Raw genomic sequence first — 21,643 nt, 5'->3', positions numbered from 1 at the left:
TTTGTTTTGTGCACCGCTACTTCATAAAACTTTCTTTTGACGGCACGCATTACAACGGCTGGCAGATTCAGAAAAATTCTTCCCAAACTGTTCAGCAGAAAATTCAGGAAGGGCTTTCACAACTTCTGAATGAAAAAATAGAACTCACCGGCTGCTGCAGAACTGATTCCGGTGTTCATGCAAAAGAACTTTATGCGCATTTTGATTCGAAGAAAAATAATTTGCATAATGATTCCGCAACAGATTGGTTATATAAATTCAACAAAATGATTCCGCAGGATATTGCGATTGACGGAATTTATGCTGTGAAGAAAGATGCCAATGCGCGCTTTGATGCCATGGCAAGAACCTATCAATATTTTATTCATCAGAAGAGAAATCCTTTTTTGCTGAAACATTCTTATTACTATTACGGTGAACTTGATTTGCCTTTAATGAACAAAGCCGGAAAATTTTTGAAGAAGCAGGAAGATTTTTCTGCCTTCAGCAAAGTGCACACACAGGCGAAAACAAACAAGTGTAAAATTTTTCATGCCAAGTGGGAAAAAAAATCCGATAGTTTAACTTTCACCATTCGTGCCAACCGCTTTCTTCGCGGAATGGTACGCATGATTGCCGGCACCATGATGGATTTAGGGAAGCATAAAATCACGCTCGATGATTTCAAAAAAATAATTGAAAGCAAAGATTGCCGCAATGCAGGCGCTCTTGTTCCCGCCTGCGGATTGTATCTGACAAAAGTAGAATATCCAAAAAATATTTTTAAGAAATGAGTGCCGACATTCAGCAAAAATTTTCTTTCGCCTTACTGCGCAGAGTTCTTTCCTATGCCAAGCCCTATAAACGAATGTTTCTTCTTGCTGCAATCTTTGCTATTGTTTTTGCTTTTGTTTCGCCTGTGCGCGCCATGCTCACGCAATTCACACTCGATAATTATATCGTAAAGCCGGATAAAGAAATGCTTTTGAAGATGACGCTCATCATGACGGGCATTTTGCTTTTTGAAACGCTGCTTCAATTCGCCAATGAATATCTTGCCGGCTGGCTGGGGCAAACAATTATCAAGGACATGCGCGTAAAACTTTTTTCGCATATCAATCATTTGCATTTGCACTACTTCGACAAAACTCCGATTGGAACTTTAATCACGCGCGTGATTTCCGATATGGAAGCCATCTCTGATATTTTTTCCGAAGGACTTCTCGTAATTCTTGGCGATTTCCTGAAACTCATTGTAATTATCTCCGTAATGTTTTATACCAACTGGAAACTTTCGCTCATCAGCTTAACGATTTTTCCTGTGCTTCTCATTGGTGCAAACATTTTTAAGAATGGTGTAAATAAAACTTTCAACGAAGTGCGAACGCAAATTGCGCGGCTGAATGCTTTTGTGCAGGAACACATCACCGGCATGAGCGTGGTGCAGATTTTCAACCGCGAAGAAGAAGAAATGAAAAAGTTCAGGGCAATTAATGCAACGCACCGCGATGCAAATATCCGTTCCATCTGGTATTACTCCATTTTTTTTCCGTTCATAGAAATTCTTTCTTCAGTTTCCATCGGGCTCATAGTATGGTGGGGCGGGCGCGGAGTTTTCAGTAATGAATTTTCGGTTGGGCAATTGGTGGCGTTCATTATGTATATCAACATGCTTTTTCGCCCTATAAGAATGATTGCCGATAGATTCAACACACTTCAGATGGGAATTGTGGCGAGCGAGAGGGTGTTTAGGGTGATGGATACGAAAGCCCCCGCCCTTAGTCCCTCCCCCGCTGGGGGAGGGAAATGGGAGAGGGCAGCAGGCGGCACCATTGAATTTAAAAACGTGTGGTTTGCTTATTATGATGAGAATTATGTTCTGAAAAATATTTCTTTCAGTGCAATGCAGGGAGAAACCATTGCGCTCGTTGGTGCAACAGGTGCGGGAAAATCTTCCATTGCAGGATTGATAAACAGGTTTTATGAATATTCCAAAGGAGAAATTTTAATTGACGGAAAAAATATTCGTGAGTATGAATTAAATTCCCTTCGGAAAAATACCGGAATTGTTTTGCAGGATGTGTTTTTATATTCCGATACCGTTGCAAATAATATTTCCCTTAGCAATCCTGAAATTAAGCGCAAAGAAATAATTGCTGCATCAAAGATGATTGGCGCGCATGATTTTATTATGCGCCTTCCTAAAAATTACGATTACAACGTGATGGAACGCGGAGCAACTCTTTCAGTAGGGCAGCGGCAGTTGATTTCTTTTATTCGCGCCTATTTGTATAACCCCAAAATTTTAATCCTTGACGAAGCCACTTCGAGCGTGGATACCGAGAGTGAAATTTTAATTCAGCGCGCAACGGAAATTTTAATGAAGAACCGAACCTCTATTGTAATTGCACACCGCCTTGCTACCATTCAGCGGGCGGATAAAATTATTGTGCTCGCTCATGGAGAAATTATTGAAACCGGCACTCACCGCCAACTTCTCGCGCAGAACGGGCAATACAAAAAACTTTTTGAGTTGCAGTTTAAGAAAGAGTTGGTGTAAATTATTTTTTGCAGTAAACTTCAGATTCCTCTATAGAATACTTTTTTTCAAGGTCAATATCGTTGAATTTGCTTTTGTTCCCCCACGAAAATAATTTCTCAAAGAAAGGAAGCAGTTTGTTGTTTTTGATGGGCTCAAGAAAATAAATCTCGTGCTCTTTTTCTTTCATGCCCATCTCGTAGAGGATTTTATCGTGTTCTTTAATTCCAATAGCGTGAAAGAAATGCATCATGCGGAAATATTCGCACACGTTTCCGCTCTCCAGCCGCCCTGCAAAATAAAATGGCATGAACCAGCCAATCACATAACAACTCCCAGAAATTATTTTTCCGATAACATGAAAACGAAACTCATACCATTTTGAAATGGGAATTCCATAGTGATTCATTATTTGTAAAACTTCCCTGCGGTGATTCCATTCATCCATTTCTATTTGATGAATTGCTTTTTTCTCTTGCGCATTTTTAACAGAGCCGGCATGTCCCTGGTAAGCAAACGCTGCTGCTTTCTCTGCCGAGTAGGCGCGCTGAAGCAAATCAATTAATTCGGGCTGAAGTTGCATCTGCTTTTTTATTCAGAAGAAATAATCCGCCAAAAGTAATAAGTCCATTCACAATTAGCAGTTCGTTTCCAAATAAATAGCCGCTGAACAGTTTTTTTGAATTTGTGTCAAGAAAATAGCAGAGCAGAGGAGAGAGCAGGCAAATGAGCGGGACAAATTTATCGTTCACGTTTCTTTTTGTAAGTATCCCGAAGAAAAATAATCCGAGCAGCGGACCATACGTATAGTTTGCAACTTTAAAAAGCTGGCGAATCACCGCTTCGTCATTTATCATTCTGAAAACTACAATCACCAGAAGAAGAATTATTGCAAAGCATACATGAACAATTTTTCTTACAGAAATTTTTCTTTCTTCCGATAAATTTTTTCCGGATTCAAAATTTAAAAAGTCAATACAGAAAGATGCGGTGAGTGCAGTGAGCGCGCCATCGGCAGAAGGATACGCAGCAGAAATCAATCCTATAATAAAAAAGAGAGCGGATAAAGTTCCTAAATGTTGAAGCGCAATGGCGGGGAATAAATCATCGGTGGTGCGCTCGGGAATGGAAATTCCCTTTGCGCTTACATATATATATAGGAGCGCGCCAAGGCAGAGGAAAATAAAATTCACAAGCACGAGCGTGAAAGAAAATGTGACAACATTCTTCTGCGCATCGCCAATGTTCTTGCACGAAATATTTTTCTGCATCATCTCCTGGTCAAGCCCCGTCATGGCAATGGCAATGAACATTCCCCCGAAAAAGTGTTTCGGTAAAAAAGTTTTTGTGTGCCACTTACTCACTATAATTTTTGAGTACGCGGAATCTTTTATGGTGCTGAACATTTCTCCTATGGAAAAATTCATTTGCCTGCTGATTAGATAAACGGAAAGCAGCAGTGAAAGAAGCATGAAAGTTGTCTGCAATAAATCCGTCCACACAATTGTTTTCACTCCTCCTTTAAAAGTGTATGCGATGATGAGAAGAATAAAAATACTTGTAGTAACTGCAAACGGAACTCCCCACGCATCGAAGACAAAAATTTGCAGCACATTCACCACAATAAATAAACGGAACGAAGCGCCAATCACTCTCGACAAAATAAAAAAGAACGCGCCTGTTTTATAAGAATAAATTCCAAGCCGTGTTTTCAGATAGGAATAAATGCTGGTGAGATTTAATTTATAATAGAGCGGAAGCAGCACAAATGCAATGACAAAATATCCGAGCAAATATCCGAGTACCATTTGAAAATATGAGAAAGCTCCTTTGCCAACATCGCCCGGCACACTCATGAACGTTACACCGCTGAGCGATGCGCCAATCATTCCATACGCCACCACGTACCACCGCGAACTGCGGTTGCCTATGAAAAAACTTTTATTGTCGGCATTCTTAGCAGTGAAATAGGTAACAGCAAATAAAAGGATGGTGTAAATTCCAACGCAGATTAATATCAATGCAGGGCTCATACCGCAAAGTAACAGCTAATGACTAATGACTATTAATAAATGACTAATGTAGTTTGAACAGAGTTTTACACAGCGTGCGCTACCGTAGAGCGGGACCTTTGCCGATATTCAGCGGCAATGCAGGTTTAAAAATTTCTTTTCCCAGGAAATCTTCTATCCTTTTAAAATTGCGCTGGTCTTTTTCATTAATAAGCGTGATGGCAACTCCGGTGCTTTGCGCGCGCGCGGTGCGCCCAATCCGGTGAACGTAATCTTCGGCATCGCGCGGCACATCGTAATTAATTACCAAATCAATTCCTTCAATGTCTATCCCTCTGGCAAGAATATCGGTGGCGACAAGCACCTGCGTTTTTCGCGCGGTGAAATCACGCAGCACTTCTTCGCGCTCTTTTTGTTCAAGGTCAGAATGAATGGCGGCAACGGATAAACCAAGTTTATATAAATCACGCTCCAGAATTTTCACATTACTTTTAGTTGCAGAAAAAATTAAAACGCTTTGCAGGTTCTTTCCTTTAAGAAGATGTACAATCAAATCGTTTTTCTGATTATCGTAAACCAAATACGCTGCCTGCAAAATTCCTTCGGCAGGTTTTGATATGGCAATATTTATTTGTTCGGGGTGATGAAGAATTTTTTTTGCCATCTCGCGGATTCTCGGTGGCATGGTGGCGGAAAAAAGTAATGTTTGCCTTTTCGCGGGAAGATATTTTATAATTGCCATAATGTCTTCGTAAAAACCCATGTCGAGCATGCGGTCGGCTTCATCCAGAATCAAATGCTTCAGCATATCAAATTTCACATAGCCCATGTTGAGATGCGATTTCAATCTTCCGGGCGTAGCAATTATAATATTCGCTCCATGTGTTAATGCTTTTTTCTCCTGCTCGAACGAACCACCATCATTTCCTCCGTACACAGCAATGGAACTTACCGAAGTGAAATATGCAAATCCTTCCAGCGCGCGGTCAATCTGCAAAGCGAGTTCGCGCGTAGGAGAAATAATCAGCGTGTCAACATAATCAGAAGGGTGCGCAGAAAGTTTGCTGAGGAGCGGCAAAAGATACGCGGCTGTTTTTCCGGTTCCCGTTTGCGCGCAGGCAATTAAATCTTTTCCGGCCGAAATAATAGGAATGGTTTTTTCCTGGATGGGAGTTGGCGTTTCAAAACCCATAGAGGAAAGTCCTTCCATCAGTTTTGCGTCAAGATTAAATTCGGAAAATTTCACAAGTGCTCGGGACGGGAATCGAACCCGTACGGACGTATAAGGTCCACAGGATTTTAAGTCCTGCGTGTCTACCAATTCCACCACCCAAGCGTTAAGGAGTAAGGTTGGCAAAAATAATCTAAAATAGTTTTTGAAAAATTATTTCGAAAGGATAATTTTTTGCGCGTGTACAATTCCCTTCTCGTCAGTTGCTCGTAAAAAGTAAATTCCTTCGGGCTGAGAAGATAAATCAATTTCAGATTTCTGATTATTGATTCCGGCTTTATATATTATTTCTCCGAGAAGATTTATAATTTCAACTTGTGATTGCTTTTCTTCGCTTTCGATTATAAATTTGCCGTTAGATGGATTCGGAAAAACAAGGATGGGAGTTTCTTCCCTTTCTTTTTCATGCACTGATAATCCTTTTGTTGAACCGAGAACCGGGCGAATCATCCACGAGCAGGGAGTAATAATTTGCGATTGCGCCCAACCGTTTCCGTCATCGAGATTAAAATACATTTTTGTTCTTGAGTCGGTGTTTTTATCAATGCCAAGATTCAGCAGTGTGGAAGATGGAAATGTATATTGAATCAAGCCCACATAAAAAGTTCCGCTCACACTTAACGGGCTTTTGAGCATGTAGGGGAAAAACATATTGGTGAGGTTTCCCCAATCGCTGTGATAGGTATAGTAGTAGTGCGGAGATTCCATGCTGCTCTGGTAAATTACATTTCCGGGAAATCCTCCGCTGTCATCCCATACCTGCACTTTGAATTCCTGCTGATGAGCATTTGGCGGAATCCAGTCGAACAGCATTTCCACCGCATACAAAATATCCGGCTTGTTGAGCGTAAACTTGTAGGCAATTTCTGCGGGAGAAGAATTTATTCCGTAGCCGCCTTCCACCGTTCCGTCATCGTAGGCATAATAATTTTTCAGGTTTTGTGTGAAGCGAAGCGTATCGTTCCATCGGTCAATATCGGTAGAAGTCGAGAGCGTGGCTTGAAGAAGAAAAGAAGTATCCCAAGTTAAATTAGGAAATGAATATAAAGGAAGATTTGATGCAGGAGGATTTGCAAATTGCGGGTTGCCCGCGCAGCCGGTAGTTATATTCGGATTAATATTATCGGAGTTTCCATTATATCCGCACTCATTAAAAATTGTATCAACAAAGGAAGTATTTTTTATTGCTGTGTCAAGATTATGAATGCAGAAAGAAAAATTTGATTTCATTTCTGCTTGCGTGTACTGCTCCCACGGCATGGCATAATAATTTTTCAATAGCGATTTTGAATTATAAGCAAAGGCAACGTCATCAAAAACCGTATTGTTCACTCCCCTGTTTTTATCAAGGAAAACATAATCAATATGCCAGTGGTCAACGTTGCCTGAAATGGTTGCCCAGTTTGTAAATCGGAATTGAAAACCATTTTTCAGAAAGGCAGTATCCACTTTCAGCATTACAAGATGAAAAAGTGAATCGGGCGGTGAAGTGGCGGTAAATCCTTTTCTGAACCAAACAGTTTTCCATGCGAGAGAATCGGGCAATGAAGCATTTTTGAATTGCAGGAGAAGCGAATCACTAATATCAGGTCGGTCGCCTCTTCCCTGCGCCTGCCAAAAGAAAGAGAAAAAAACAGAATCTATAGGTTGATATAGAGAAAGATTAATTGGTTTTGAAGTTAGCGTGTCTGCAGGATAGGAACCCACATTCACAATATTTGTGTCATAAGGCAATCCGGTTTTGCTCACGCCATCAAATGTTGCAACACCCAGTGTGGGCGGAGCAATCGGATAATCGCGGTTAATAAAAACATTGCTGTCGAGCCAAAGCGATGTATCGGGATAAATGCCATCTTTTGAAAAATCATCGAGGAAAGGAAGCGAAAGTGTATCGAGCGCAACCGGTATTTTTTTCTGCGTGCTGTTTTTAATCTGCCGGTATTTTTCTGCAACTGTTGGATTGAAAGAAAAATTTGTAATCACTTCCTGAGAATGTAAAAACATAAATGAAAAATAAAAGATGAAAAGCAAAATCCATCGTAACATGTTTGTGTGTTTTCTTTTTTTATTCATCATCATTATTTTTTTGCGGATGAATGCTCATGACCAAATCAATTGAACTTCCCGGATTAATTACTCCGGCAGAACATGCCGGATTTTGTTTATACACTTTTGCTTTTTCTTTATCGGCACTTATTTTACAATCGGTGCAGGTGATTGCTCCTTCGCTCATTCCATTCTCGGCAAGTTTTTCGATGGCTTCTTTCTGTGATAAACCAATTACACAAGGTACGCTTATTTTTTCTCCATCTTGCCCTTGACCAAGTATCAAATCAATCACGCTTCCTTTTGGAATCATTTCACCTGCATTAATTTTTTTTCCTTTCAGCATTTGCGCTATCACACAATTAATACAAGGATCGGGTTTGTATTCTCTTTTTCCGGCTTTCAATCCGTATGATTCCAAAACAGCAAGCGCTTGTCGCATCGAAGCATCCACCAGATTTGGCATCTTAACAAGAGGTGGCATTTTGGCGCTGACGGTTAAATAGATGGTTCTATTTTGTTTCACAGAAGAATTTTTTTCAGGGTCTTGCCTGATAACAATTCCGCCTGAAATGTTGGAATCAAAAACCGAATCAATAATTTGATATTTTATTTTTTTCTCCGAAATAAATTTATCGAGGTCATCTGTTTTTATTCCTGAAAAATCAGGAACAGAAATAGTTTCTCCATGAAGAGTATAAACCGCCAGCGACTTGAATGCACCCCAGAAAATTAAAAAGATAAAAATCACTGCAATAATAAAATGAATGCGGAATCGTTTGCTTTTCAGAAAAAGAAAAATGCGCCTGAAAATTCCCGGTTCATTTTTTTCTTTTGTGCTCATGCTGAGTAACAATGAAATGTTAACAAATGTATGAATTATCTATTTTAGATTGATGAATGAGAAATTACTTTTACCCCTACGAATGAAACTCAAAAATATTTTCCCGGCATGAGAAAAAATATTGCGGTGGTTACTGGCGGATATTCGGGCGAATCGGTTATTTCGCTTCAGAGCGCAGATGTTGTAATAAAACATTTGGATTCGAATAAATATTGCTGCTATAAAATTGTAATCACAAAAAATAAATGGTTTCTTTCGGATGACGGGCAGGAATATTCCATAGACAAAAATGATTTTTCTGCTACTATCTTAAAACGAAAAATAAATTTCGACTGCGCTTTCATGGCAATTCACGGAACTCCGGGCGAAGATGGAAAACTTCAGGGATATTTTGATATGATTGGTTTGCCTTATACTTCCTGTGGAGTTGTGCAATCCGCGCTCACATTCAATAAAGCATTTACAGTAGCAGCACTCAGCAGGTTTGGCGTGAACACGGCACAATCAATTGTAGTAAATAAAAAAAATAAATTTTCTGACGACACAATTTTGGCAAACGTTTCTCTTCCCGTTTTTGTAAAACCAAACGAAGGAGGTTCGAGCATTGGCACCACAAAAGTGAAACGCAGAGAAGAATTAATTCCAGCTGTTCAAAAAGCGCTGAAAGAAGGCGATGAAGTTATCATAGAAGAATTTATTGAAGGAACAGAAATTACCTGCGGAGTTATTCGCTTCAGGGGGAAAGTGAAATCACTTGCCATTACAGAAATTGTTGCGCAAAAAGAATTTTTTGATTTTGATGCGAAGTATAAAGACAAAGCCACCCAGGAAATTACTCCTGCGCGGATTCTTCTTCCGCTCGAAGCCGAATGCAAAAACCTCAGCGAATATATTTATACCATTCTTGGATGCAAAGGAATGATTCGCATAGATTACATTGTGAAGAAAGGAAAATTATTTTTGCTCGAAGTGAACAGCATTCCCGGAATGACGGAGAGAAGTTTGCTTCCGCAGCAGGCAGAATATTCCGGCATTTCCAAGAAAGAACTTTTCAGCAATGCTGTTGAAGAAGCGCTTGCCGGAAATTAATTTTTCATTTTATTCAGAAACGCTGCAAGTTTTTTTATTCCAACTGCGCGATGAGATATTTTATTTTTTTCTTCGAGAGTCATTTCTGCGAATGATTTTTGAAATCCGTCCGGTTGAAAAATCGGATCGTAGCCAAATCCATCTTTGCCTCTTTTTTCTTTCAGAATGATTCCTTTCACGCTGCCTTCAAAAAAATATTCTTCATTGTTCAGAAACAAATAAATAACGGTTCGGAATTTTGCTTTTCTGTTTTCAATATTTTTCATCTCAGCCAAAACTTTTTGAATATTGTCCTCAAAACTTTTTTGTTCGCCCGCATAGCGTGCAGAAAGAACTCCGGGTTTTCCATTCAGAGATTCAATTTCAAGTCCTGTATCATCGGCAAAACAATTCACATTATATTTTTCATGGACAAATTTTGCTTTTTGCTTTGCATTTTCTTCAAGCGAATTTCCTGTTTCGGAAAGTTCTTCAAAGCATCTAATGTCTGAAAGTGAGAGGAGAGAAATTTTTTTGTGCAACAATTCCCGGACTTCATTTAGTTTATACGGGTTGTTAGTTGCAAAAACAAGTTGCATGAAAAATAAACGTTAAGATTTAATTCTGATTAATTCAATCACCCGCTGGTAAATTTTCCATGCGCATGCTTCTTCTGAAGCAAGATTTGTTTCAATAGTGATTTCCGGATTTTCGGGTTCTTCATAAGGAGCGTTTATGCCGGTGAAATCTTTTATTTCTCCTTTGCGCGCTTTTGCATAAAGCCCTTTTACATCGCGCTGCTCGCAAATTTCAACGGGGCATTTTACATACACTTCTATGAATTCATTTTTATCGAGAAGTTTTCTCACTGAATTTCTGTCTTCGCGATAGGGAGAAATAAATGCAGTGAGCACCACTACGCCAGCATCAACAAAAAGTTTTGCCGCTTCACCAATTCGCCTGATGTTTTCTTTTCTGTCTTCAGGAGAGAAACTGAGATTTTTATTCAGTCCGGTGCGCACATTATCTCCGTCAAGAATATAAGTTTTTATTCCTTCTTTAAAAAGCAGTGCTTCTACTTTTCCGGCAAGTGTAGATTTTCCAGAGCCGGATAAACCGGTAAACCAGATTACAAGCGAACGGTGTTTATTTGCGCGATGCCGGTCAGATTTTGTAATGGAGTGGCGGTGGGGAATAATATTTTTTTCCATTGCAGGCAAAGGTAATAATACCAAGAAGAAGAAAATATTTTACGGAAAAAATTTATTGCTTTGATTCCTTTTAATATATCTTTGTTAATACTCAAAGAATAATATTATGTTTTTAGAAAACTTTTTTTTGAAAGATCCCTCTATTAAAAGGCATTTTGCCAAAACAATTACATGGAGAGTTGTGGGAACTTTTGATACTATGTTGGTGGGATGGTTTATTACAGGCAATCCCCTAATGGGAGTTAAAATAGGAGGTTTTGAAATTTTGACAAAGATGGCTTTGTATTTTTTTCACGAACGCGTGTGGTTTAAAATAAATTTTGGATTACCGCACAGAAAGAAAAATGAAAAGGAAATAAGAAAAGATTCTTTAGAAACTAATAAATAGAAAATCTTAACCGAATTCAGTTAGTAAAAAATTTTGTAAGCTGTTGTTCCGTTTGAGGTAGTCACTCTTACAATATAAACTTGGTTTTTTGCAGCAAGAGGAATGGTTACGATTTCTTTTTCTGTTTTTACATTTTCATTCGCAACATTTTCTCCCAGTAGGTTATAAACTGAAATCTGAGCGCTTGTTGCTTCATCAAAATTAAAATTTACAGCAGCGCCATCTTCCACAGAATATACTCTCACAGTATTTGCAAAAGGAGTTTGATCAGTGCAAACATTTTCAAAATGGAGAACGAATAAATGTTCTTTGGAGATGTCGGACTGGGTGAATGAATAGGTTTTGTCAGAAGTCAATTTTACAATTACTCCTGTTTCTTTATCCTCCAATGAAATGCAGTTATATCCGAAAACGGTATTGATTCCATTGAAGTCGATGTAATAAGTTCCGGGAACATATACCTGCGCTGAAAGCGGAACAGATAAAGAAGTTTTTTTAGGAACAGTTTTATACATGGTTTTTATTCCATCGGAAGTAACGGCTGTTAATCCGGGAGAAATGGTGTCTTTGCTTCTTCTGTAAGATGCATCTTGAGCGGCATTGAAATAATCTGTTCCTTCATTATTTATTTTTACTATTAATTCGGAAGCATTTTTTTTATCAAGCGTATACAATTTCATCTTCAGCATATCATTGGTAGCATACATTGACTGGCGTACAAACGAAACATTCGTTGCAGTTTTATGTGATTCCTTAAAAGTTAGCGAAGGCGCTCCGCCTGAATTCTGAACCCAGAACCCTTGCGTGGAACAAATTATTCCACCGTTGGGAGTAGTAACATAGTTGTTTATACTTTGGTCATAAATCTGGAAAAAGTTTGAAAGACCTGAAGCATCTGCAAACACCAATGCCCAGTCAATTCCCGATGCATACGGATTTCCAATTAGCGTCCAGTTTCCAACTCCGCTTGCAAGAGTGGCGGCTTTGTTGCCAAAGTTGGGAGTTCCCCTGCTGTCAACAGTTCCAAGAACTGCCGGGTTATAATTACTCATGTCAGAACCAAGCCAGAGTTCATATCCTCTGGTTGCCGGTAATGCCGGTGCACACGTGGTAACAGCCACCCATGCCTGAGTAGCGGCATCAAAATAATATACGGATTTAAAGCCCGCAGCCGTTCCATCGGGGCAACCTGATGCAATGCTTAGGTATAATTCATTATCCCAGTCGCCAAGATTATTTCCGTTGATAGGTGTTGAAAAATCATCCCAGTTGGCGCTGGCAGAAGCAATAAATCTTTGCTGCCTCCAGTCAGAACCCACAATTGTCCCGGCTGAATTTCCAATTCTGCCCGTATGTGCGGCATCTGAAGGCAACGTAATGGTAGTTGCTCCTGTATTAAAAGTTCCTGCAGAAACGGTAATTGTTCCGTCAATTGTCATAGCAGAACTTGTAGTAACTCCCGCTGCATTATTAATCGTAATTGTTCCTGCAGTAGAACAAGTAATGCTTCCTGCTCCTGAAATTGTTTGAGCGGCAGCACCATTGTAAGTGAGCGTGGAACTGATGGTAAGTGTTCCTGAGGTAAGTGTGTTATTGCCTGAAATAGTTATGGGAATAGATGGCGTTAAACCGGAGGCATTGTTTAGCGTCAGGTTTGTAAATGGGATGGATGCAATAGTTCCGCTGATGGTTTGTGCAGCGCCTCCATTAAAAGTACAAGTTCCTGTATTGTTGGAGAGAGAGGCATTATTTTGCGTCCAATTCCCTCCCAGCGTCATATTTTTTGTATTTACATTAAATGGGCCGCTTACAGTTAAATTTCCTGTTACAGTTAAATTACTCTGCAAGATTTTTGTTCCTGCGCTTGAAAGCACTAAAATATTATATCCACTGGCAGGCCTTTTTAAATCTGCAGAAGTAACATCTGAACTGGCACTCGTATTAATGATGGAAACTGTGTTGGAAATTGCTGAAGCATTTAATGTTCCTGTGCCTCCTATTACCTTCACAGAAAGAGAAGAACCTGAAGCATTGGTCCATGTTCCTGTTATAGCAAGATTAGTGCAACTTACGGTTCCGTTATTTGTAGCTGTTTTAGCAGAAGCAACATTTACAGTAGTTGCATTAATGGTTACTGCTACGGGAGTATTAATATTTGCATTGCCGCTTATTTGAAATGTTCCGCAAGTAAAACTGCCTGAACCGGAAACTGTAACTGTGGAACCTGTCCTTAATGTTAAAGTTTGAGTACAAGTAAATGAACTATTATTAGTAAATGTGGTTCCAAATATCTGTAAACTCCCAGACAAATTAAGAGTACCATTGTTTGTTAAATTATTACAGAAATTAGTTCCCCCTGATAAATTTGTTACAGTAGTTCCAACAGCAATAACAACATCATCGGCAGAACCTGGAACTGTGGCAGGACTCCATATAGCTGCGGTGTTCCACGCACCATTTGCAACTGAAGTGTGAAGTACTGCAAAAGAATGCAGAAACAGCAAACAAAATACAAGAAGAAAAGATAAATGCAGGTAAAAACTTTTCATAGAATGGATTATTTAATATGATAAAGATAGCAATTTTCTATTCTGAACGCATTTAATTAATAAAAGTTACAAAAATGATTCAAAAGAAATAAACAAATTTTCCATAGGACTTACGCAAAAGTAAAAGCAATGCCACGAAATCACAAAATCACAAAAGAATACACACTAAAGTTTAGTGAAATTTTGTGTTTTTGTGTTTTAGTGGCGAGAACTGCGTAAGTCCTGTTCCAATATTTTTTTGTGGAAATTTTGCAGTTGACATAATTGCTTTCGAACTTGATAAGGTTATTTGCAAAACCGGTACGGTTGATTCGGAAGATTGCACAATTGCTTTTAATCTTCAGAATCCATTATAAAACTTTCTATAACGCTGTGAGAAGTTCGCGCAATAAATTTTGAGGTTTGCGCAGTTGATTGCAGGGTTCGAGTAGTTGATTGCAAGGTTCGCGTAGTTGATTGCAAGGTTCACGCAGTTGATTGCAAGTTTCATGCAGTTGCTTCCCAAGTGTTAACAATAGATTCTAAGTTTTGCGCAGTTGATTCGGAACTATTCACAGTTGATTGCGAAGTTGCTAAAACACATTGGCAGGTAGTAATAATTGATTGCAAACCATCAAATGTTGTTTTTCAACTTTATTTCAGAATGTGTCTTTTTATTTCGCCATAGTATTATCTTTGTGTTTTTACTATGGAGAAAAATGCTGAAAGATGGTCATTGGTTCTTAAACCGAAATCGGTTTGGTGGGATTTGGATTTTCATTCTCTTTGGAAATCGCGCGATTTAATCGGAATGTTTGTGTGGCGCGATTTCATTTCGCAGTATAAGCAAACAGTTTTAGGTCCTCTCTGGTTTTTGATTCAGCCCGTAATTTCCACCATTGTATTCACAATTATTTTTGGCAGAATAGCAAAAATTCCTACCGATGGATTGCCGCAGGTTTTATTTTACATGTGTGGCATTGTGGGCTGGAATTATTTTGCCGATTGTTTTACAAAAACTTCAAACACATTCGTTGCCAATGCAGGAATTTTCGGCAAAGTTTATTTTCCAAGATTAGTAGTGCCGCTTTCAATTATTATTTCCAATCTTGCGAAATTTCTTGTGCAGTTTTTATTATTCATTGGATTTTTATTTTTTTATTTTTCCAAAGGAGCGCAAATTCATCCGAACATTTATATGCTGCTTACTCCGTTTTTACTTTTAATAATGGCGGGGCTTGGCTTAGGGCTGGGAATTATTATTTCATCGCTTACCACCAAATATCGTGACTTACAGCAACTCGTAGTTTTCGGAACCCAGCTGCTCATGTATTTAACCCCCGTTGTGTATCCGCTTTCTTTCATTTCCGGAAAAATGAAATTACTTTTTCTTGCAAATCCGATGACAGCCATCATTGAAACTTTCAAGTTTGCTTTTCTTGGAACCGGAGAATTCAATTGGGCGAATCTTTCTTACAGCGCGGGATTTATGTTGATAGTTTTGCTGATTGGAATTTTTATTTTCAATAAAGTTGAAAAAAGTTTTATGGATACTGTTTAAAAAATGAGCGACACAGTCATTAAAGTTGAAAACCTGAGTAAGCAGTACCGGCTTGGAAAAATCGGAACAGGAACTCTTTCGCACGATTTAAATCGCTGGTGGGCCGGCATACGCGGAAAAGAAGACCCCTATTTAAAAATAGGATTTGAAAATAAAATTTCTCTCAATGGAGGCAGCGAATATGTGTGGGCGCTTCGCAATGTGAACTTTGAAGTAAGGCAGGGAGATGTGCTGGGCATCATCGGAAAAAACGGTGCGGGAAAATCCACCATTCTGAAAATTCTTTCCCGCGTAACCTCTCCCACATTGGGAGAAGTGAAAATCAAAGGCAGAATCGCAAGTTTGCTTGAAGTGGGAACCGGATTTCATCCCGAACTTACCGGCAGGGAAAATATTTTTCTCAACGGAGCCATTCTAGGAATGACAAAAAATGAAATCCGGAAACAGTTTGACGAGATTGTGGATTTTTCAGGAGTGGAAAAATATATTGACACGCCTGTGAAACGGTATTCTTCCGGCATGTATGTTCGGCTTGCGTTTGCAGTTGCCGCTCATCTTGAACCCGAAATTTTAATTGTGGACGAAGTGCTTGCTGTAGGCGATGCGGAATTTCAGAAAAAATGTTTGGGAAAAATGAAAGATGTTTCGCTGCAGGGAAGAACGGTTTTATTTGTGAGCCACAATATGCCTTCGCTACGTGCGCTTTGCAACAAAGGAATTTTTCTGAAGAACGGAACGATTGAATTTTCGGGAACTTCCGAAGATGCCATTACTAAATATCTGCAATCCAGTTTTGAATTGTATAGTGAGAAGAATGGAATTGAAAAAAATATACCCGAAAAACTGAGCAAACATAATTCCGGGGACGGGAAATTCAGGAAAGCATTTATCCTCAATGAAGCCGGAGAAATTGCCAATAGATTTTTTTTCAGAGAAAAACTGAAAATAAATTTGGAATTCGAAGTGCATAAAAAAATCGAGGACGCAAATGTGTTGGTGGGAGTGGTTTCAAAGTTCGGGGAGACAATCGCATCCGCTGTTTCGGATAATGAACAGTATAAACGAAATTCATTTGAGAAGGGGCTGCATAAAATTGAATTGCTATTAAATACGAATCTTATGCCGGATTCATACGCCTTGAGGTTCAGTGTTTTTTATTTTCATACCGGAAGTTCGGTGGATGTGATTGAGTATTTTTACCCCTTTGAAGTGCTGAAAGAAACCAAAGCGGGCGATTTCGAATATCCCTGGGCAACTGTTCATGGCTACATTGAACCCCTATCAGAATGGCAAATTCAAAAAGTATAATCAATGAATAACATTAAAGACAGCAGAGTTCTCGTCATCGGAGGCGCGGGCTTCATAGGTGGATTTATTGTGGCTGAACTTTTAAAAGAGGGCGCGAAAGAAGTTATCATCTACGACAACTTCGCGCGCGGAAAAATGGAGAACATCAAAAATTCCCTGAACGATTCACGATGCAAAATTTTTTCGCTCGGAGGCGACATCCGTGATACGGATATTCTGAACGATGCCATGAAGGGAGTGGATTATGTAATTCATCTTGCTGCCATGTGGCTTCTGCACTGCAAAGATTATCCGCGCACAGCATTTGATGTAAATATTGGCGGAACTTTTAATGTACTGGAAACATGCGTGAAAAATAATGTGAAGAAATTAATTTATTCCTCTTCCGCTTCGGTATATGGCGATGCGGTGGAAGTTCCCATGACCGAAGAACATCCGTTCAACAATAAAAATTTTTATGGAGCAACTAAAATTGCAGGCGAGGCCATGTGCACTGCTTTTAATGACAGGTACGGCCTGCCTGTAATCGGTTTGCGCTACATGAATGTATATGGCCCCGGGCAAGACCAACATGCAGTTTACAGCGGAGTTGTTCCCATCATGCTGAATAAAATTGATGCGAATGAACCGCCAACTATAAATGGCGATGGCTCGCAGGCATACGATTTCATTTATGTGGAAGATGTGGCGCACTGCAATGTAGATGCGCTGAAGAGCGATGTGAAATTTGGATATTACAATGTGGGGACCGGTGTGCAAACAACCGTAAAAAAATTATGCGATACAATTCTTGCTCTGAGAAAATCAAACCTGAAAGTGAATTACAAACCTTACAGCGCAGACGATGCGCGCGCGCTGGTGAAAAACAGAATCGGCTCTACGGAGAAAGCCGAAAAAGAACTTGGCTTCAAACATAAATATAATCTCGTGCAGGGCTTAACACGGTTGATTGAATGGCGCGATGCAACTATGAATAAACCGGTTGCGGTTTAAGTTATGAAGCGAATAATCCAAATTGCTCAGCCCTCTCTTGGCGAAGAAGAATGGAATGCGCTGCGCGAACCGGTTTTCAGCGGATGGGTTACGCAGGGACCAAAAGTAAAAGAGTTTGAAAAACTTTTTGCCGGGCGGCATCAGGTTAAACACGCGCTCGCGGTTTCCAATTGCACCACGGCTTTGCATCTTGCGCTTCTTGCTGCCGGAATTAAAAAAGGCGATGAAGTAATACTTCCCTCGTTCACCTGGGTGGCAACTGCCAACGCGGTTTTGTATTGCAATGCCACTCCTGTTTTCTGTGATATTGATTTATCCACTTTCAACATGGATGTAAAAAAAATTAAGAAGAAAATTTCCCGCAGAACAAAAGCCATTATTCCTGTTCATCTGTTCGGATTGTGCGCGGATATAGATGAAATAAAAAAAATTGCTCCACATCTTTTAATAATTGAAGACGCTGCTTGCGCTGCAGGCGCAGAATATAAAGGAAAACCTGCCGGAAGTTTGGGAACGCTCGGATGTTTTTCTTTTCACCCGAGAAAATCAATTACCACGGGCGAAGGTGGAATGCTCACCACCAACGATGATGCGCTCGCAGAAAAAATTAATTCACTGCGCAATCATGGTGCTTCCATTTCGGAAGAACAGCGGCATCACGGCAGCAAGCCATACATTCTTCCCGAATTTAAAATGCTCGGCTTCAATTACCGCATGACTGATTTGCAGGGAGCAGTGGGCGCTGTGCAGATAAAAAAATTAGATGACTATATTGATGAGCGCAACAAATGGGCAAATTATTATTCCAGCGAACTGAAAAATATTAAATGGCTGAAAACTCCTGTTGTGCCGAAGGGATACAGGCATGGATGGCAGAGTTATGTTTTGCTTATTGACGAAAAAAAATCTCCCATGAAGCGAAATGAAATCATGGAAGAACTCCAGCAAAAAGGAATCAGCACGCGCCCGGGAACTCACGCGGTACACCTGCTTGAATTTTACGCAAAGAAATTTAACCTCAAGCAAAAAGATTTTCCTTCGGCATACCTTGCTGATAAATTTTCTATGTCAATTCCCCTGCATAATAAAATGACAGAAGAAGATTTTATTTATGTGGTGAAGGCAATTAAATCTTTCAAATGAATTGCTCTTAAATTTCATTTCTATATTGCAATGGGAATACTTCGAATAATATTAGCAATCTCTGTTGTAATAGCACATTCAAATCCTATTTTTGGCATTACAATGGTGGGAGGATTAATAGCAGTAAAAGCATTTTACATCATTTCCGGTTTTTACATGTCATTAATTCTAAATGAAAAATATACAGGTAAGAACAATTCATTTTATTTGTTTATCACGAACAGATTTCTGAGATTATTTCCAATCTACTGGTGCATTCTTCTTTTATCATTTTTATTTATTCTGCTTGTTCATAACGATACAACTGATTTGTATATCAATGATTTTCCAAAAATGAATTTTGGCGGAATATTTTTTGTTTTGTTTACAAATATTGCTCTTTTTTTTCAGGATGCGGTAATGTTTTTAGGAGTAGATAAAAACAGCGGACAATTATTTTTTACTGCTAACTATCATTTAACAGATCCGCATTTATATAAATTTTTACTGGTTCCGCAAGCGTGGACTATTGGGGTGGAGTTATTATTTTATTTATTAGCCCCGTTCCTTGTGAGATTAAAATTAATCTTCATTTTCATTTTAGTAATGCTGAGTCTTTTATTGCGTTTTTATCTGAATAAAATCGGATTAGATAATGACCCCTGGTCATATCGTTTTTTCCCGTCAGAATTGTTTTTTTTCTTATTAGGAAATATTTCCTATCGTATTTATAAAAAATATAATTCGATTAAAATCAAGAAAGCATATTTGAATTTAATTTTATTATTGGTAATAAGTTTTACAATACTTTATGGTTCAATTTCTTTTTCTCAAAAAGAAATTTTTTATTACTGTATGATTTTTCTTGCCATACCATTTATTTTTTATCACACTAAATATTTTAAAATAGATTTAGCAATTGGAGAACTATCGTATCCTGTTTATTTATGTCATATACTTTTACTTAATTGTTTAATCGTATTAAAAATTCCTAAAATTGATGCAGGATACGGATTAATACTTATTGTAAGTTCAATATTATTTTCTGTTTTGTTAAATGAAGTTATTGCAAAGAAAATTGAAAAGAAAAGACAGGCAAGAGTTTTGTAAATTCAACCCATAAACTTAATAACTATTAACTAAGGCTGATAACTAACAAGTTTATTTTTATGTACTTTTATGATTAAATGAAAATAAAATTACTTATCACCTTAACTGTCCTTTGCGGAATTGCGAATGCCCAATACGCAAAACTTTATGACGCTGATGATGTAGTGGCAAGAGCAACCGAAAAAAAATTTACCTTTATTGTAGCTTACTAATGAACCCACTACCACTCCGCTCCCTTCTTCTTTTTGCTCTTGCAAATTTTTTCTTGCCATCTTTTTCTTTTGCGCAGACGTTTGCAGGTGGCGTTGGACATTCCTTAGCGGTTTGCAAAGATGGTATTGTAAAAATTTGTGGATGGAATCTCTCCGGTCAATTAGGAGACAGCACGCTTCCCGATACGGCTGTACCCATGCAAATAAATTCTCTTTCAGGAATTATTTCAGTGGCTGCAGGGGGTAGTTTTTCGTTTGCATTAAAAAATGACGGTACGGTTTGGGCTTGGGGAAGAAATTATGGGGGTGAATTGGGCGATGGAACCACCAGTACCACTGGATGCAAGTGTAAGCCGCCCGTACAGGTAATCGGGCTTTCGGGCGTTATTGCCATTGATGCTTCAGGACATGCTCTTGCGCTTAAAAATGACGGAACGGTTTGGGCGTGGGGATATAATTTATTCGGGGAATTGGGCGACAGCACCACTGTAAATAAATCTTCTCCTGTGCAGGTGAAAGTGCTCACCGGAATTATTGCAATTGAAGCAGGCGCTTCCCATTCCCTTGCACTTAAAAATGACGGAACAGTTTGGGCTTGGGGAAGAAATGATAATGGACAATTAGGTGATGGAACTACCATAGACAGATGGACTCCTGTTAAAGTTGACTCTCTCACAAGTATTATGGCTATTGATGCCGGAGCAAATCATTCTCTTGCCTTGAAAAATGACAGCACGGTTTGGGTTTGGGGCGCTAACGCTACCGGGCAATTCGGGAACGGCACCAATACCAATAGTTTTGTTCCTATACAGGTAAACTCAGGGATTCTTGCTATTTCAGGCGGAAATACTTTTTCGCTTTTCATAAAAAAAGACAGTACGGTTTGGAGCTGCGGGGAAAATACTGAAGGCGAACTTGGAGACGGTACAACAACAGACAGATGGACTCCGGTAAAAGTGAATTCTCTTACTAATGTTATTGCCATTGCCGCAAGTACTCATTATCATTGCCTTGCCATGAAAAGCGACAGCACGCTTTGGGCATGGGGATACGGCCAATATGGCCAATTAGGAAATGGAATATTTTACCCGACAGGATGCGGCTGTATGCCAACACCCGTGCAGGTGATTGGCGGAGTTTGTCCGAACACGGCAGCAGTAAATGAAATTGAAGAGGAGAACAATATTGCTGTTTATCCCAATCCGGCAAATGAAAACTTTACAATTAAATCTTCTGCACAAATTTCTTCTGTTGAAATTGTAAATGTGCTGGGAGAGAAAGTGTATTCAACCATTGAACCATCTAATCATCTAACCATTGACAGTTCGACTTCACTCACCATAAATTTATCAAACCAGCCGCAAAGAATTTATTTTTTACAGATAAATACAATAGAAAAAATATATACGGCAAAAATCATCATTCAACATTAACCAATTAAACTAAATTCACATGGCAACAACTTTTATTGGACCTGGTTCCGATTGGAAT

The 21,643-nt window shown here is 39.1% G+C and carries 18 protein-coding genes and 1 tRNA gene; 10 read left to right on the top strand and 9 right to left on the bottom strand.

Annotation, left to right across the window (positions count from 1 at the left end):
- Positions 1–8 precede the first annotated feature (8 nt).
- Together truA and HY063_02285 are read left to right on the top strand one after the other, a co-directional pair.
- Entirely contained in the window at positions 9–773 is a 765-nt protein-coding gene (truA, locus tag HY063_02290; GenBank protein MBI3500596.1) for a tRNA pseudouridine(38-40) synthase TruA, read from the top strand.
- Positions 770–2,539, top strand: a complete 1,770-nt coding sequence (locus HY063_02285) for an ABC transporter ATP-binding protein (GenBank protein MBI3500595.1) — start codon at positions 770–772, stop codon at positions 2,537–2,539. Before truA ends, HY063_02285 begins: the two co-directional genes overlap by 4 nt.
- A 1-nt stretch (position 2,540) precedes the next feature.
- On the opposite strand, the gene HY063_02280 is transcribed toward HY063_02285, so the two are convergent.
- From HY063_02280 to HY063_02255, 6 genes are all read right to left on the bottom strand, one after another.
- Complete coding sequence (locus HY063_02280) at positions 2,541–3,101, bottom strand: hypothetical protein (GenBank protein ID MBI3500594.1); 561 nt, start codon at positions 3,099–3,101, stop codon at positions 2,541–2,543.
- On the bottom strand, positions 3,076–4,551 hold the full coding sequence (locus tag HY063_02275) for a sodium:solute symporter (protein ID MBI3500593.1): 1,476 nt from the start codon (positions 4,549–4,551) through the stop codon (positions 3,076–3,078). Before HY063_02275 ends, HY063_02280 begins: the two co-directional genes overlap by 26 nt.
- A gap of 79 nt (positions 4,552–4,630) precedes the next feature.
- The gene (locus HY063_02270) at positions 4,631–5,776 is read right to left on the bottom strand and encodes a DEAD/DEAH box helicase (protein MBI3500592.1); all 1,146 of its coding nucleotides are present in this window, start codon (positions 5,774–5,776) and stop codon (positions 4,631–4,633) included.
- A 3-nt stretch (positions 5,777–5,779) separates the two neighbouring features.
- Positions 5,780–5,866, bottom strand: a tRNA-Leu gene (locus tag HY063_02265).
- A 48-nt stretch (positions 5,867–5,914) separates the two neighbouring features.
- The gene (locus HY063_02260; GenBank protein ID MBI3500591.1) at positions 5,915–7,765 is read right to left on the bottom strand and encodes a T9SS type A sorting domain-containing protein; all 1,851 of its coding nucleotides are present in this window, start codon (positions 7,763–7,765) and stop codon (positions 5,915–5,917) included.
- Between the two features lie 61 nt (positions 7,766–7,826).
- A complete protein-coding gene (locus tag HY063_02255) occupies positions 7,827–8,651 on the bottom strand; it encodes a PASTA domain-containing protein (GenBank protein MBI3500590.1) in 825 nt (274 codons plus the stop codon).
- A 108-nt stretch (positions 8,652–8,759) separates the two neighbouring features.
- Between HY063_02255 and HY063_02250 the strand changes: the two genes are divergently transcribed.
- A complete protein-coding gene (locus tag HY063_02250) occupies positions 8,760–9,740 on the top strand; it encodes a D-alanine--D-alanine ligase (protein ID MBI3500589.1) in 981 nt (326 codons plus the stop codon).
- On the opposite strand, the gene HY063_02245 is transcribed toward HY063_02250, so the two are convergent.
- Positions 9,737–10,318 (bottom strand): non-canonical purine NTP diphosphatase, encoded by a 582-nt coding sequence (locus HY063_02245; protein ID MBI3500588.1) that lies wholly within the window; start codon positions 10,316–10,318, stop codon positions 9,737–9,739. The genes HY063_02250 and HY063_02245 overlap by 4 nt on opposite strands.
- A 12-nt stretch (positions 10,319–10,330) precedes the next feature.
- Entirely contained in the window at positions 10,331–10,930 is a 600-nt protein-coding gene (gene cysC, locus HY063_02240; protein ID MBI3500587.1) for an adenylyl-sulfate kinase, read from the bottom strand.
- A 106-nt stretch (positions 10,931–11,036) separates the two neighbouring features.
- Here cysC and HY063_02235 point away from each other — a divergent pair, with 106 nt between their 5' ends.
- Positions 11,037–11,318, top strand: coding sequence for a DUF2061 domain-containing protein (locus HY063_02235; GenBank protein ID MBI3500586.1), 282 nt, complete (start codon positions 11,037–11,039; stop codon positions 11,316–11,318).
- A 20-nt stretch (positions 11,319–11,338) separates the two neighbouring features.
- On the opposite strand, the gene HY063_02230 is transcribed toward HY063_02235, so the two are convergent.
- Positions 11,339–13,867: a T9SS type A sorting domain-containing protein gene (locus tag HY063_02230; protein ID MBI3500585.1), complete on the bottom strand. Its 2,529-nt coding sequence runs from the start codon at positions 13,865–13,867 to the stop codon at positions 11,339–11,341.
- A gap of 688 nt (positions 13,868–14,555) precedes the next feature.
- On the opposite strand from HY063_02230, the gene HY063_02225 reads away from it, so the two are divergent.
- The 6 genes from HY063_02225 (at position 14,556) to HY063_02200 (ending at position 21,585) form a co-directional block, all read left to right on the top strand.
- Positions 14,556–15,407 carry an ABC transporter permease gene (locus tag HY063_02225; protein MBI3500584.1) on the top strand — a complete coding sequence of 284 codons (852 nt, stop codon included), beginning with the start codon at positions 14,556–14,558 and terminating at the stop codon, positions 15,405–15,407.
- A gap of 3 nt (positions 15,408–15,410) precedes the next feature.
- On the top strand, positions 15,411–16,715 hold the full coding sequence (locus tag HY063_02220) for an ABC transporter ATP-binding protein (GenBank protein ID MBI3500583.1): 1,305 nt from the start codon (positions 15,411–15,413) through the stop codon (positions 16,713–16,715).
- Between the two features lie 3 nt (positions 16,716–16,718).
- Positions 16,719–17,708, top strand: a complete 990-nt coding sequence (locus tag HY063_02215; protein MBI3500582.1) for an SDR family NAD(P)-dependent oxidoreductase — start codon at positions 16,719–16,721, stop codon at positions 17,706–17,708.
- Positions 17,709–17,711: 3 nt separating this feature from the next.
- Complete coding sequence (locus tag HY063_02210) at positions 17,712–18,851, top strand: DegT/DnrJ/EryC1/StrS family aminotransferase (GenBank protein ID MBI3500581.1); 1,140 nt, start codon at positions 17,712–17,714, stop codon at positions 18,849–18,851.
- A 30-nt stretch (positions 18,852–18,881) separates the two neighbouring features.
- The gene (locus HY063_02205; GenBank protein MBI3500580.1) at positions 18,882–19,940 is read left to right on the top strand and encodes an acyltransferase; all 1,059 of its coding nucleotides are present in this window, start codon (positions 18,882–18,884) and stop codon (positions 19,938–19,940) included.
- Positions 19,941–20,205: 265 nt separating this feature from the next.
- Positions 20,206–21,585 carry a T9SS type A sorting domain-containing protein gene (locus HY063_02200; protein MBI3500579.1) on the top strand — a complete coding sequence of 460 codons (1,380 nt, stop codon included), beginning with the start codon at positions 20,206–20,208 and terminating at the stop codon, positions 21,583–21,585.
- The last annotated feature ends 58 nt before the right edge of the window (positions 21,586–21,643 follow it).

This window comes from Bacteroidota bacterium (assembly GCA_016195025.1).
Taxonomy (GTDB): Bacteria; Bacteroidota; Bacteroidia; order Palsa-948; family Palsa-948; genus Palsa-948.
Note: the sequence above shows the minus strand (reverse complement) of the source record. Positions and strands in the feature narration are given on the sequence as shown.

What these genes read in the sequence shown, in the direction of transcription:
- HY063_02285 (MBI3500595.1), top strand. Translation starts at nt 770, where the DNA reads ATGAGTGCCGACATTCAGCAAAAATTTTCTTTCGCCTTACTGCGCAGA.
- HY063_02280 (MBI3500594.1), bottom strand. Translation starts at nt 3,101, where the DNA reads ATGCAACTTCAGCCCGAATTAATTGATTTGCTTCAGCGCGCCTACTCG.
- HY063_02275 (MBI3500593.1), bottom strand. Translation starts at nt 4,551, where the DNA reads ATGAGCCCTGCATTGATATTAATCTGCGTTGGAATTTACACCATCCTT.
- HY063_02260 (MBI3500591.1), bottom strand. Translation starts at nt 7,765, where the DNA reads ATGTTTTTACATTCTCAGGAAGTGATTACAAATTTTTCTTTCAATCCA.
- HY063_02255 (MBI3500590.1), bottom strand. Translation starts at nt 8,651, where the DNA reads ATGAGCACAAAAGAAAAAAATGAACCGGGAATTTTCAGGCGCATTTTT.
- HY063_02250 (MBI3500589.1), top strand. Translation starts at nt 8,760, where the DNA reads ATGAGAAAAAATATTGCGGTGGTTACTGGCGGATATTCGGGCGAATCG.
- HY063_02245 (MBI3500588.1), bottom strand. Translation starts at nt 10,318, where the DNA reads ATGCAACTTGTTTTTGCAACTAACAACCCGTATAAACTAAATGAAGTC.
- cysC (MBI3500587.1), bottom strand. Translation starts at nt 10,930, where the DNA reads ATGGAAAAAAATATTATTCCCCACCGCCACTCCATTACAAAATCTGAC.
- HY063_02235 (MBI3500586.1), top strand. Translation starts at nt 11,037, where the DNA reads ATGTTTTTAGAAAACTTTTTTTTGAAAGATCCCTCTATTAAAAGGCAT.
- HY063_02230 (MBI3500585.1), bottom strand. Translation starts at nt 13,867, where the DNA reads ATGAAAAGTTTTTACCTGCATTTATCTTTTCTTCTTGTATTTTGTTTG.
- HY063_02225 (MBI3500584.1), top strand. Translation starts at nt 14,556, where the DNA reads ATGGAGAAAAATGCTGAAAGATGGTCATTGGTTCTTAAACCGAAATCG.
- HY063_02220 (MBI3500583.1), top strand. Translation starts at nt 15,411, where the DNA reads ATGAGCGACACAGTCATTAAAGTTGAAAACCTGAGTAAGCAGTACCGG.
- HY063_02215 (MBI3500582.1), top strand. Translation starts at nt 16,719, where the DNA reads ATGAATAACATTAAAGACAGCAGAGTTCTCGTCATCGGAGGCGCGGGC.
- HY063_02210 (MBI3500581.1), top strand. Translation starts at nt 17,712, where the DNA reads ATGAAGCGAATAATCCAAATTGCTCAGCCCTCTCTTGGCGAAGAAGAA.
- HY063_02205 (MBI3500580.1), top strand. Translation starts at nt 18,882, where the DNA reads ATGGGAATACTTCGAATAATATTAGCAATCTCTGTTGTAATAGCACAT.